The sequence below is a fragment of the Azospirillum oryzae genome (genome assembly GCF_008364795.1).
GTDB classification, from domain to species: Bacteria; Pseudomonadota; Alphaproteobacteria; order Azospirillales; family Azospirillaceae; genus Azospirillum; species Azospirillum oryzae.
This window is the reverse complement of sequence record NZ_VTTM01000001.1, coordinates 690,146-702,654: the sequence shown is the minus strand read 5'-3', so window position 1 is coordinate 702,654 and position 12,509 is coordinate 690,146. Positions and strand designations below refer to the sequence as shown.

The 12,509-nt window shown below is 68.6% G+C and carries 11 protein-coding genes; 8 read left to right on the top strand and 3 right to left on the bottom strand.

All coding sequences use genetic code 11. The features are described 5' to 3' along the window. Positions 1-16: 16 nt before the first annotated feature. On the bottom strand, positions 17-2,092 hold the full coding sequence (locus FZ938_RS03345) for a methyl-accepting chemotaxis protein (RefSeq protein WP_149197235.1): 2,076 nt from the start codon (positions 2,090-2,092) through the stop codon (positions 17-19). 302 nt (positions 2,093-2,394) lie between these two features. Here FZ938_RS03345 and FZ938_RS03340 point away from each other — a divergent pair, with 302 nt between their 5' ends. The 5 genes from FZ938_RS03340 (at position 2,395) to FZ938_RS03320 (ending at position 8,034) form a co-directional block, all read left to right on the top strand. Then, positions 2,395-3,669 carry an LL-diaminopimelate aminotransferase gene (locus FZ938_RS03340; RefSeq protein WP_109151472.1) on the top strand — a complete coding sequence of 425 codons (1,275 nt, stop codon included), beginning with the start codon at positions 2,395-2,397 and terminating at the stop codon, positions 3,667-3,669. After that, positions 3,669-4,973 (top strand): homoserine dehydrogenase, encoded by a 1,305-nt coding sequence (locus FZ938_RS03335; protein ID WP_149197234.1) that lies wholly within the window; start codon positions 3,669-3,671, stop codon positions 4,971-4,973. The genes FZ938_RS03340 and FZ938_RS03335 overlap by 1 nt, the downstream gene beginning before the upstream one ends. Before the next feature lie 106 nt (positions 4,974-5,079). After that, on the top strand, positions 5,080-6,081 hold the full coding sequence (gene glpX, locus FZ938_RS03330; protein ID WP_174757304.1) for a class II fructose-bisphosphatase: 1,002 nt from the start codon (positions 5,080-5,082) through the stop codon (positions 6,079-6,081). 211 nt (positions 6,082-6,292) lie between these two features. After that, entirely contained in the window at positions 6,293-6,505 is a 213-nt protein-coding gene (locus FZ938_RS30425; protein WP_174757302.1) for a DUF1127 domain-containing protein, read from the top strand. Between the two features lie 314 nt (positions 6,506-6,819). Beyond that, positions 6,820-8,034, top strand: a complete 1,215-nt coding sequence (locus tag FZ938_RS03320; RefSeq protein WP_149197232.1) for an ATP-binding response regulator — start codon at positions 6,820-6,822, stop codon at positions 8,032-8,034. Between the two features lie 34 nt (positions 8,035-8,068). Here FZ938_RS03320 and FZ938_RS03315 read toward each other — a convergent pair whose 3' ends face one another. Then, positions 8,069-8,386, bottom strand: coding sequence for a hypothetical protein (locus tag FZ938_RS03315; RefSeq protein ID WP_149197231.1), 318 nt, complete (start codon positions 8,384-8,386; stop codon positions 8,069-8,071). Positions 8,387-8,515: 129 nt separating this feature from the next. On the opposite strand from FZ938_RS03315, the gene cutA reads away from it, so the two are divergent. The 3 genes from cutA (at position 8,516) to FZ938_RS03300 (ending at position 11,124) form a co-directional block, all read left to right on the top strand. Continuing rightward, the gene (gene cutA, locus FZ938_RS03310; RefSeq protein WP_149197230.1) at positions 8,516-8,872 is read left to right on the top strand and encodes a divalent-cation tolerance protein CutA; all 357 of its coding nucleotides are present in this window, start codon (positions 8,516-8,518) and stop codon (positions 8,870-8,872) included. A gap of 111 nt (positions 8,873-8,983) precedes the next feature. Then, positions 8,984-10,222 (top strand): molybdopterin molybdotransferase MoeA, encoded by a 1,239-nt coding sequence (locus tag FZ938_RS03305; RefSeq protein WP_149197229.1) that lies wholly within the window; start codon positions 8,984-8,986, stop codon positions 10,220-10,222. After that, positions 10,219-11,124: a LysR family transcriptional regulator gene (locus tag FZ938_RS03300; protein WP_149197228.1), complete on the top strand. Its 906-nt coding sequence runs from the start codon at positions 10,219-10,221 to the stop codon at positions 11,122-11,124. The genes FZ938_RS03305 and FZ938_RS03300 overlap by 4 nt, the downstream gene beginning before the upstream one ends. A 12-nt stretch (positions 11,125-11,136) precedes the next feature. On the opposite strand, the gene FZ938_RS03295 is transcribed toward FZ938_RS03300, so the two are convergent. Beyond that, a complete protein-coding gene (locus tag FZ938_RS03295; RefSeq protein WP_149197227.1) occupies positions 11,137-12,492 on the bottom strand; it encodes a PepSY-associated TM helix domain-containing protein in 1,356 nt (451 codons plus the stop codon). Positions 12,493-12,509 lie beyond the last annotated feature (17 nt).

The window sequence follows — 12,509 nt, the reverse complement described above, 5'->3', positions numbered from 1 at the left end:
CGCTCCCCAATCCCCGTCACGCCGCCCGGATCTTCCCGATGAAGTCGGCCACGTCGCCGCGCAGGCTGTCGGTGCTCCGTTTCAGCGCATCGGCCATGGTGAGAACCTCCTTCGCCATGGCGCCGGCGCGGCCGGCTTCGGTGCCGACCAGCGACGCGTTGTGGGAGACCTGGTCGGTGCCGTCGGCGGCCTGACGGACATTGCGGCCGATCTCCGCGGTGGCGGCGTTCTGCTCCTCCACGGCGGCGGCGACGGCGGAGATGTTCTCCTCGATGTGGGTGACGACGGTGCCGATGTCGCCGATGGCCTGGACGGTGTGGTCGGTCGCCGACTGGATTTCCGCGACCTTGGCGGTGATGTCCTCCGTTGCCTTGGCGGTCTGGCTGGCGAGCTGTTTCACCTCCTGCGCCACCACGGCGAAACCCTTGCCGGCCTCGCCCGCGCGGGCGGCCTCGATGGTGGCGTTGAGGGCCAGCAGATTGGTCTGGCTGGCGATGTCGGTGATCATGCGCACGATCTCGCCCACCTGCTGGGCGGCGCCGTTGAGGTCGGCGATGATGCCGGCGGTGCGGCGGACGTCGTTGACCGCCCGCTCCGCCATCTCGGTCGACCCCGTCATCTGCCGGCCGATCTCCGAGATGGACGCGGTCAGTTCCTCCGTCGCCGCGGCCACGGCCTGGACATTCTCGGAAGCACCTTCGGACGCGCGGGCAACCGACAGCACATGGTTTTCGGTTTGCGACGCGATGCTGCTCATCCGTTCGGCATTGCCGCGCAGGCCGCTGGCGGCGCCCGCCAGCTGTTCGGCGACCGTCTCGATGTGACGGTCGAACTCCGCCACCAGCCGTTCCAGCCGCTCGGCCTCGCGCAGGCGGTCCTCCTGGTGCTGCCGCTGTTCGGCGGCGAGCCGGTCGGCCTCGGCAAGGCTGAGGCGGAACTGGTCCAGGCTGCGGGCCATGGCGCCCAGCTCGTCGGCACGCCCGGCGCCGTGGATGGACAGGTCGCGTTCGCCGGCCTCCAGGCGCCCCATGTCGCCGTTCAGCCGGGCGATGGGCCGGGTGATGTTGCGGGCAACCAGATAGGCGATGAGCGTCATCACCACCAGAAGGGTGGCAAGGCCGGCGGCCACGCCGGTCAGCCGCGTCGTCGCATCCTCCGCGTCGCGGTTGGCGAGCGCGATCAGGTCGTCCGCCACATGGGTCTCGACGCTGCGCAGCATGTCGATGGTCACGGTGATGGTGTCGAACCACTTGCCGGCATCGACCCCCTGGTTGTCGGCCCCGCCATAGGCCGAAACGATGCCGATGCGCCGCATCCGCTCCACCTCGGCGATGGCCGGGCCGGCGACCGTCCGGTCGTAAAAACCCGCCTCTTCGGCGGTCAGCTTCGCCTTCAGGCCGGTCATCAGCGCCTTGTACTCGCCGGACAACTCTATGAAGCGCTCATGCGCATCGGCGGGAAAGCGGTCCTTGCGGAAGGCGCCGCCGCCGACGGCGCGCTGCTGGCCCAGCCGCTCCTTCGCTTCCGACAGGGCGACCATGGCGTCGGCGGCGCGCAGCTGGTCGCTGTCGTCGGACAGGGAGCGCGCCTGCCCGGTGGCATCCAGCAGCTTGCGGATCATCGCGCTGTAGCTCGCCACCACCTCCATGGAGGATTGGGCCGTGCTGTCCACCCCGGACCGCAGCCGCGACAGCTGCGACAGTGCGTCGCGGGCGCCGGCAATCGCCGCGGCGACATGGGGATCGCGGATGCGGACATCGGCGAACTGCCGGGTCAGGTCGGCCAGCTTCGCATCGGCGACGGCGCGCACGCCGTCCATGCGCCGGCGGTCTTCGTCCCGCTTGCCGCTGAGGTAGATGGAGGAGGAACCGCGCTCCTTCTGCAGTTCATGCACAAGGCTGGTCATGCCGACCGACAGGCGGGTGACGGACGCAAGGTCGGCGGCCCGGCGGCTGGCGTCGACCTGCTCCCACACCAGCAGGGACGACAGCACGACCACGCCCGCCATCGGGACCGACAGGGCAAGCGCCATCTTCCGCGCGAAGCGCATGTTCCCGAGCAGGCCGTCGGCGGCCTTCAGCAGCGATACCATCTCAACTCTCCAGCAAACGGAACCATCGGAGCCCGGCGGGTGGCTCCGGCATTGGAAGGTATGCAAGCTAATGAGTTAAGACACAGTTAGGTATAACCATGACGTGGTTGAGGGAATTGATTGGTCATTCAAGGAACGCGGCCGACCGCCGATCGCCGCCGGTCCGGGGGCAAAGCAGGGTTGCGACGGCGCGTGACGCGAAATTTGCCTCGCTTCCGTCGCGTCGCGGCGGTAGAACGTCAGTCCCGGTCCGCAGGTCTCTTGGGTTCGTGGCGTGACCGGAGCGGTCTTCCGGAGCGTCCATGTCGAACAACGAATTCCATCGCATCAAGCGCCTGCCGCCCTACGTCTTCGCCGAAGTGAACGCGATGAAGGCGCGAGCTAGGGCCAACGGCGCCGACATCATCGACCTCGGCATGGGCAATCCCGACCAGGCGACCCCGCAGCACATCGTCGACAAGCTGGTCGAGGCCGTGCGCGATCCGAAGACGCACCGCTACTCGAACTCCCGCGGCATCCCCGGCCTGCGCAAGGCCCATGCCGCCTATTACAAGCGCCGCTTCAACGTCGATGTCGATCCGGAGACGGAGTGCATCGTCACCATCGGCTCGAAGGAAGGTCTGGCGAACCTCGCCCAGGCGATCACCAGCCCCGGCGACATCATCCTGGTGCCGAACCCCAGCTATCCGATCCACCCCTTCGGCTTCATCCTGGCCGGCGCCTCGGTGCGCCACCTGCCGGTGGGCATGGAGAACGGGGCGTCGACCGACATCGACAGCTTCATGATCATGCTGGAGCGCGCCGTGCGCCACAGCGTGCCGAAGCCGCTGGCGCTGGTGCTGAACTATCCGTCGAACCCGACGGCCGAAGTGGTCGGGCTGGATTTCTACCGCCCGATCGTCGAGTTCTGCCGCAAGCACGGCATCTACATCCTGTCCGATCTGGCCTATGCCGAGATCTTCTTCGACAACGACCCGCCGCCCTCGATCCTCGAGATCCCGGAAGCGCGCGAGATCGCGGTCGAGTTCACCTCGATGTCGAAGACCTATTCGATGGCCGGCTGGCGCATCGGCTTCGCCACCGGCAACAAGACGCTGATCACCGCGCTGGCCCGCATCAAGTCCTATCTGGACTATGGCGCCTTCACGCCGATCCAGGTTGCCGCCGCCGCCGCGCTGAACGGTCCGCAGGACTGCGTGCAGCAGGTGCGCGACATGTACAAGCAGCGCCGCGACGTGATGATCGAGGGTCTGGCCGCCGCCGGCTGGGAGGTCCCGAGCCCGAAGGCGTCGATGTTCGCCTGGGCGCCGATCCCGCCGCAGTTCGCCCATCTCGGCTCGCTGGAATTCTCCAAGCTGCTGCTGCAGCAGGCGGAGGTCGCGGTGGCGCCCGGCATCGGCTTCGGTGAATACGGCGACGGCCATGTCCGTCTGGCGATGGTGGAGAACGTCCACCGCATCCGTCAGGCGACCCGCAACATCAAGGAGTTCTTCCGTTCCAACGCCGGCGGCGTTGCGGCGAGCAAGGACCCGGTGGCCCGCGCCGCCCTTCTGGAATCCGAGAAAGCGAAAGCCTGATGCCGAACGCCCAGCAAGCCCCCCTGAAAATCGCCGTCGCCGGCCTTGGTACGGTCGGCGCCGGTGTCCTGAAGCTGCTGGACGCCCAAGCCTCGCTGATCGAACAGCGCTGCGGCCGCCGGATCGAGGTGGTCGCGGTCAGCGCGCGCTCCAAGGGCAAGGACCGCGGCGTCGACCTGTCGCGCGTGCAGTGGTTCGACGATCCCGTCGCCATGGCCGCGCAGGCCGGCGCCGATCTGGTGGTGGAGCTGATCGGCGGGTCGGAAGGTCCGGCGCGCGACACCGTCGCCACGGCGCTGGAGACCGGCAAGCATGTGGTCACCGCCAACAAGGCGCTGCTGGCCGTCCATGGCACCGAGATCGCCCAGAAGGCCGAATCGCGCGGGCTGACCGTCGCCTTCGAGGCGGCGGTGGCCGGCGGCATCCCGATCATCAAGGGGCTGCGCGAGGGGCTGGCCGCGAATTCCGTGTCGGAAATCCACGGCATCCTGAACGGCACCTGCAACTACATCCTGACGGAGATGCGGACCACCGGCCGCGACTTCGCCGATGTGCTGGCCGATGCCCAGGCGCTGGGGTATGCCGAGGCCGATCCCAGCTTCGACATCGACGGCGTCGATGCCGCGCACAAGCTGGCGATCCTGGCCTCCGTCGCCTTCGGCACGCCGGTCGATTTCTCCGCCGTCTACATCGAGGGCATCCGGCAGGTCTCGGCAGTCGATTTCGACTATGCCGACCAGCTGGGTTTCCGCATCAAGCTGCTGGGCATCGCCCGGCGCACCGACAAGGGCGTCGAGCAGCGCGTGCATCCCTGCATGGTGCCGAAGAACGCGCCGATCGCGTCGGTGGACGGCGTGTTCAACGCCGTGGTCGCCCAGGCCGATTTCGCCGACCGCGTGCTGTTCGTCGGCCGCGGCGCCGGTGCCGGCCCGACCGCGTCGGCGGTGGTGGCCGATCTGATCGACATCGCCCGCGGGCGGTCTACGCCCACCTTCGGCGTTCCGGCCGATCGGCTGGGCGCGGCAACCCCGTCGCCGATGGAATCGCGCCGCGGGTCGTACTACGTCCGCCTGATGGTCGTGGACCGCCCCGGTGTGATAGCGGATATCGCAGCGGCGATGCGCGACCAGAACGTCTCCATGGAGCAGTTCCTGCAGCGCGGCCGTTCGCCGGACGAAGGCGTTCCGGTGGTCCTCACCACCCATGACACCGACGAGGCTGCCATGCAGCGCGCGCTTGCGACCATCGCGGCCAGCGACAACGTGCTGGAGCCGCCGCGGATGATCCGGATTGAACAGTTCTGATAGGCAGTTCTAAGCCCTTTCCCGAACAGGACAGTCCTGACCTGCCCCGTTTCCCACAATAACCAATATCAGCCTGATACGACCGAAGAGTCGGGGGGAGCACACGATGTCTACGCCGTCTACGCATGTCGATCTGTCCCATATGGACCGCAACCTCGCGCTGGAGGCCGTCCGCGTGACCGAGGCCGCCGCCCTGTCGGCCTCGCTGCTGATGGGCCGCGGCGACGAGAAGCTGGCCGACCAGGCCGCGGTCGACGCCATGCGCCAGGCTCTCAACACGCTCTACATCGACGGCACCGTGGTGATCGGCGAGGGTGAGCGCGACGAAGCCCCGATGCTCTACATCGGCGAGAAGGTCGGTGCCGGCATCGGCTCGGGCCCGAAGGTCGACATCGCGCTCGACCCGCTGGAAGGCACCACCATCTGCGCCACCGGCGGCCCGAACTCGCTGGCCGTGATCGCCATGGCGGAGGAGGGCGGCTTCCTGAACGCCCCCGACGTCTACATGGACAAGATCGCCGTCGGCGCCGGCCTGCCGGACAACATCGTCGATCTGGACGAGACGCCGGCCAACAACCTGAAGGCGCTGGCCGCCGCCAAGGGCACCGAGGTGCAGGAACTGCTGGTCTGCATCCTGAACCGTCCGCGCCATGCCGAGCTGATCGCCCGCGTCCGTGAAGCCGGCGCCCGCATCATGCTGATCAACGACGGCGACGTGTCGGGCGTCATCGCCACCAGCCAGGCCGGCACCGGTGTCGACATGTATGTCGGCTCCGGCGGTGCGCCGGAAGGCGTGCTGGCTGCCGCGGCCCTGCGCTGCATCGGCGGTCAGTTCCAGGGCCGTCTGCTGTTCCGCAACGACGACGAGAAGGCCCGCGCCGCCAAGTGGGGCGTCACCGACCTCGACAAGAAGTACAGCCTGCACGAGCTGGCGCGCGGCAACGTCATGTTCGCCGCCACCGGCGTCACCGACGGCGCCATGCTGAAGGGCGTGCGCCGCTTCCCGGGCGGCGCCTACACCCACTCGGTCATCATGCGCTCCAAGTCGGGCACGGTCCGCTACATCGAGGCGCACCACAACCTGTCGCGCAAAGTCAGCGTGAAGTAAACGGATCGACGCTTAAGCCGTTGTTCCGAAAGACGCGCGGGGGGAGCCCCCCCCCGCGCGTTTTTTTATGCCCGCGTTGATTTGCCCACGAATGTTCTATCGAATTCGCGCAGGTCTGCCGACGCCGGGCCGCAGAGGGCCGGCCATTGATTTCGCGGGTGCAAAAGGCAAAATAGGCTCATGTAATCAGCGCCAAGCGCAGGAGATCAACATGGCCTACTCTTCGATGCAGTCTTCGTCCGGTGAATTGTTTGCCGCCGGAACAAAGGAAAACACCCTCTTTCAACGGGTCGTTCATTGGGTCCGCGAACGGATTGAACTTCACCGTGCGGAAGATGAGCTGCACCATATGTCCGATGCCGAACTGTCCGACATCGGACTGACCCGCGGCGAAATCCACATGGCGGTCCGCCGGGGTTTCTGAGGTCGCGGCGTCAGCCGGCCCGAAAATCGGAAGGCGCGGATATCGAAAGGTTTGCCCATGGCGTTTGGCGCAGGGCGGCCGAACGAGTCCCGAATGCGGAAAGCCCCGGAAGAATGCCGGGGCTTTCGCATATGAACCACCATTAACCTTTTCTTCATGTACCCTGCCCATGCGGCACATATGCCTGGGAGGGGTTGCGCGCTGCAGCATGATTATGGTTAATGCAGTTTAACATTAACCCCGGTTCTGTTCGAAAATGGAAACGGGGCGCCTTCGGGAACCCCATCATCCTCCGTGAGAGCCGTGGACGAAGCATGAGTCTCATTCATCGCCTTCAGTCGCTGGAAGCGGAGCGCGATGCCGCCCGGGAGGAAGCCGAGCGCGCAAATCTCGCGAAATCGAAGTTCCTCGCCGCCGCCAGCCACGACCTTCGCCAGCCGCTCCAGGCCCTGTTCTTCCTGTCCGCCGCACTCGCCCGCCATGTCGGTGACCATAACGGGCGCGATCTGCTGTCCCGGCTCGACCAGGGGCTCGACACCATGAAGGGCCTGCTCGACGGGCTGCTGGAGGTGTCGCGGCTGGAAGCGGGCGTGGTGACGCCGGTGCTGGACACCTTCGAGATCAGCGAGATCACCGATGCGCTCGACGCCGCCTATGGCGAGCAGGCGACCGCCAAGGGGCTGGTCTGGCGGGTGGAGAGCTGCGAGGCGGTCCTGCGGAGCGACCGCGGCCTGCTGATGCAGCTGCTGCGCAATCTCGTCGACAACGCCCTGCGCTACACCGAGGCCGGCGCGATCCGCATCCGCTGCCGCATCGACGCCGCGCCGGACGGCGACCGGCTGGCGATCGAGGTGCAGGACACCGGCATCGGCATCCCGCCCGAACATCTCGACCGCATCTTCGAAGAGTTCCATCAGGTTAGCAATCCGGAGCGCGACCGGCTGCGCGGGCTGGGGCTGGGGCTCGCCATCGTCCGGCGGCTGTCGCAATTGCTCGACCATCCCGTCGAGGTCCGGTCGGTGCACGGGCAGGGGTCGGCCTTCCGCGTTCTGGTGCCGCTGGCCCCGGCCCGCTTCCTGGCCGGACGGCCGGGTGGTCCCGAACGGCCGCCGGCCATCGACCGGCCGCGGCTGGCGGTTCTGGTCGACGACGACGCGGTGGTGCTGCTGGGCTTGCAGTCGGTGCTGACCGAATGGGGTTTCCGCGTCGTCGCCGCGGACAGCGCCGACCGGGCGATGGACCGGCTGGAGTCGCTGGGGCGGGTGCCCGACATCGTCATCGCCGATTACCGCCTGCGCGAAGGGCGCGTCGGCACCGAGGTGATCCGCCGCGTGCGCGCACGCTATGGGGCTGAGGTTCCCGCCCTGATCCTGACCGGCGAGACCGGCGCCGATACCCTGGCCGATGCCTCCGCCCACGGCGTCGCCGTCCTGCACAAGCCCGTGACCCCGCGCCAGCTCCAGGCCGAGGTGGGCCGGCAGTTGCGGATCAAGCGCGGGAACGGCTTGGCGGAAGCGGCGGCACGATAGGCCGGACTTTCGGGCCGATTGCCACTTTTCTCTTTTAAATCAGCGCGCCTTGCCGCGCGTCGTCCTGCGGCTCCCCGACCGGGGTGGCGTCGCCGTGGCCATGGCCGTCCAGCGCCGTGCGGCCGGTTTCGGTCAGGCGGCAGACCAGCCAGTCGGGCTTCAGCGGATTGTCGAACCAGCGCTCCGCCCAGCCGGCCTTCAGGCAGGCTTCCACCGTCGCCTTCTTCACCCGCTGGCCGCGCTCGTCGAACAGCGGCAGCTTGCCGCCCGGCTGGTCCAGACCGCGGCGCAGCCATGCCCCCTGAACGTCGGACGGGGTGCAGCGGGACGAGGAACGGCGGGACTTGGCCATGGGACGGGCTGCTCTTGCGGATACGGGATCGGACAGGGGATTGCCGGCCCCCATGGGGGCTGTGGCAAAGTGCGGGCATCCTACGCGAAAGCGTCGCACAGGTGCATCGAAAAGGAGGTGGCTTTCCCCATGCCGGAAACCAGCCCAACGGCCCGCCCGGAAACCCATGACGACGATCTGGTCTTCGCCTACATCACCGCCGGTTCGAAGGAGGAGGCCCTGCGCATCGGCCGCAGTCTGGTGGAGGAGCGGCTGGCCGCCTGCGCCAACGTGCTGGACGGCATGACCTCCGTCTATCGCTGGAACGGTGCGGTGGAGCAGGCCGACGAGGCGGTGCTGATCGCCAAGACGCGATCCTCCCTGTTCGACCGGCTGGCCGCCCGCGTGCGCGAACTGCACAGCTACGACACGCCTTGCGTCGTCGAACTGGCGCTGGGGCGGGGCAATCCCGGCTATCTGGAGTGGCTGCGGGCCGAGACGGCGTAAATGACTGAATTGCCGCCATGTCCAAACAGAGCCTTGACGCCGATCAAAGTCGTGGGCTGCAGTTGGCGATAGGTAGGGCGCCGCCACACCTATTTTAAGGACACCGAGATCATGGACGATTGCTCCGCACACGGCCCCATTCCCCTGTCGCTGGACGAGGCGGTCGCGCGCGTCGCGCAGGGCTATGGCGCGGTGACCGGGACGGAGGAGGTGGCGCTGCGCCAGGCGCTCGGCCGCGTGCTGGCGGAGGAGGTGGTGGCCCCGGTGAATGTGCCGCCGGCCGACGTCTCCGCCATGGACGGCTGGGCATACGCCGCCGAGGCGGGGGAGGGCTTCCGGCGGCTGGCTGTCGTCGGGCGCGTGCCGGCCGGCTCCCGATTCGAAGGGACCGTCGCGGCCGGGACGGCGGTGCGAATCTTCACCGGCGCGCCGGTCCCCGCCGGGGTCGACACCGTGGCGATGCAGGAGGATTGCCGGACCGACGGCGACGCCGTGCTGGTCCCGGCCTCTCTGAAGCGCGGCTCCAATGTGCGTCCGGCGGGGGAGGACATGACCGCCGGTGCGGTGGTGCTGCATTCCGGCCAGCGTATGCGCGCGCAGGAGGTCGGGCTGGCCGCCGCGGTCGGCCGCTCCAGCCTGATGGTGCGCAAGCGGCTGAGCGTGGTGCTGTTCTCCACCGGCGACGAGCTGCGGGAGCCGGGGACGCCCAAGCCGGACCACGCCATCTATGACGCCAACCGCTACACGCTGGCCGCCCAGCTCGATGCGCTGGGGGTGGAGGTGCGCGACCTCGGCATCCTGCCCGACCGGCCGGACGCCACCCGCGCCGCCCTGGCCGAGGCGGCGGGCAACTGCGACCTGATCGTCACCAGCGGCGGCGTTTCGGTCGGCGAGGAGGACCATGTCAAGGCGGCGGTCAATGCGCTGGGATCCATCGATTTGTGGACGCTGGCGATCAAGCCGGGCAAGCCGCTGGCGCTCGGCCGGGTCGGCGATACGCCCTTCCTGGGGCTGCCCGGCAACCCGGTGTCGGCGATGGTGACCTTCCTGCTGGTCGGCCGGCCGCTGGTGCTGCGCCTGTCCGGCGCGACCGGCATCGCCACGCCGCGCAGTCTGGTGGTCGCCGACTTCTCCTTCACCAAGAAGCCCGGCCGCCGCGAGTTCCTGCGCGCCCGGCTGGAGCGCGGCGCCGACGGCCGTCCGGTCGCCGTGAAGTTCCCCAGCAACAGCTCCGGCGTGCTGACCTCGATGGTGGAGGCCGACGGGCTGGTCGACATGCCGGCGGAGGCCACCGCGGTCAATCCCGGCGATCTGGTCGATTTCCTGCCCTTCACCGGGCTGTTCGCGTGACGCTGGAACAGCTGCGCATCTTCGCCACGGTGGCGGAGATGCTGCATTTCACCCGTGCCGCCGAGGTGCTGCACCTGTCGCAGCCGGCGGTCAGCGCCGCCATCGCCGCGCTGGAGGCGGAGCATGGCCTGCGCCTGTTCGACCGCATCGGCCGGCGGGTGGAACTGACCGCCGCCGGCCAGCTTCTCCACGGACAGGCCCGCGCCATCCTGGCGAAGGTGGAAGAGGCCGGGACCATGCTGGCCGAGCTGTCCGGCCTGTCGCGCGGTGCGTTGCGGCTGGCGGCGAGCCAGACCGTCGGCAATCACTGGCTGCCGCCGCGGCTGCTGCGCTTCGCCGCCGCCTATCCCGGCATCCGCGTCGACCTGTCCATCGGCAACACCGAGCAGGTGGCCGAAGCGGTGCGCGACGGCCGGGCCGAGCTGGGAATCGCCGAGGGGGTGGTGACCGATTCGGCTCTGGTCAGCGAACCGGTCGAGGGCGACCGGCTGCGGCTGGTGGTGGGCGGCTGCCATCCCTGGGCCGGGCTTGTCCGGGTGGGGCGGGACGAACTGGCGGCCGGGCGCTGGATCCTGCGCGAACCCGGCTCCGGCACCCGCGCGCTGTTCGAGGCGGCGGTGCGCGGGGTTGGGCTGGATCCGGGCGGGCTGGATGTCGCCATGACATTGCCCGGCGGCTGCATCATCCGCGCGGCCCTGCTGGCCGGGGTGGGGGCGAGCGTGCTGTCGGACCTGATCCTGGCCGACGATCTGGCCACTGGCCGCATCGTCGCGCTGGAGGGGCTGGACCTGCCGTCCCGCCCCTTCCATCTGCTGCGCCACCGCGACCGCCACCGCAGTCTGGCGGAGCGGGCTTTCGTGCGTGTGGCAGTGGAAGCCGGACAACTCCCGGCTTCCCCCTAACTCAACGCGCGGTCAGGCCGTGCGGAGCGTGCGGACGCCGTAGGTCGCGGCCTCGATGACGGCGAAGACCAGCATCGAAATCCCGACCATCGGGAAGAACAGGCCGCCGGCGACCGCGATGACGATCAGCCCCTTCGGTACGCCGGCCCTGGCGGCAAGGCGCGGCGCGCCCAGGCTGCCGGTGGGACGGCGCTTCCACCACATCACCAGCCCCGACACCACCAGCCCGACCATCGCCACCAGCGAGGCAAGCAGCACCAGCTGGTTGGCCAGCCCGAAGGCCTGGCCCATATGGATGCTGACCCCCCATTCCGCCAGCCGGCCGAACAGGCCGAGATCCGTCAGCTGCATGTCGAACAGCACCTTGCCGGAATACTGGTCGAGATGGACGACCCGCTCCTTCGTGATGTCGTCCGGATAGACCGACGCGGTGAAGACGCCGTCCGGCTTGCCGGGAATGACCAGGGCATAGCCCGGCGCGATCCCCAGCCCCTCCACCGTCCGCACCACGTCGTCCAGCTTGGCCGGAACCCCGCTTGCGGCGGTGGACAGCGGCGTCGGCTGGTTCTCGACGATCCAGGGGGCGCGGTCGATGCTGTCCTTCAGCGGCACGGTGGAGACCGGATACTTGTCCCAGTAGCCGTCGGGCATGCCCATGCCGACCGCATAGGCGAAGCCGTAGAACTGCTTGCCCCAATAGCCGGACCAAGGCAGGCCGGTCATCGCCAGGAAGACGATGAAGACGCTGACGAAGACGCCGGTCACGGCGTGCAGGTCGCGCCAGAACAGGCGCTTCCCCGGCGCGCCGCGCACCGTGACGACCCCGCCCTTCCGGCCGCGCGGCCACCACAGGTAAATCCCGGAGGCGACCATCAGCACCATCCAGCCGGCGACGGCCTCGACGATGCGTTCGGCGAACCAGCCCGCATATTTCAGGCTGTGCAGCTTGCGCACCACATACATCGACGGCGATCCGGCGGCACCGCCGTCCCACAGGCTGCCCAGAACCCGGCCGCTGTAGGGATCGACATAGACGATGTCCTTGAGACCATCGGCACCGACGATCTGCACCCCGGCGGCGCGATCCGCCGCCTCCGGCGGACTGTAGCCCGTCAGCGTGCCGGGATGTGCCGACAGCGCCTTCGCCACCAGGGCGGAGGGCGCCAGCCGCTCGGTGCCCGGCGGCGCGACGATGCGCAGGTTGCGGTGCAGGCCGTCGTTGATCTCGTCCTTGAACAGATAGATGCCGCCGGTCACGGCGAGCAGGATGACGATGGGCGCGCAGATCAGCCCGGCGAAGAAATGCCAGCGCCAAAGCGCACGATAGAGCACAGAGCCGATGGCTCCGCCTTGCAGAGTTCCAGTCATGATGTGTCCATTCGGTC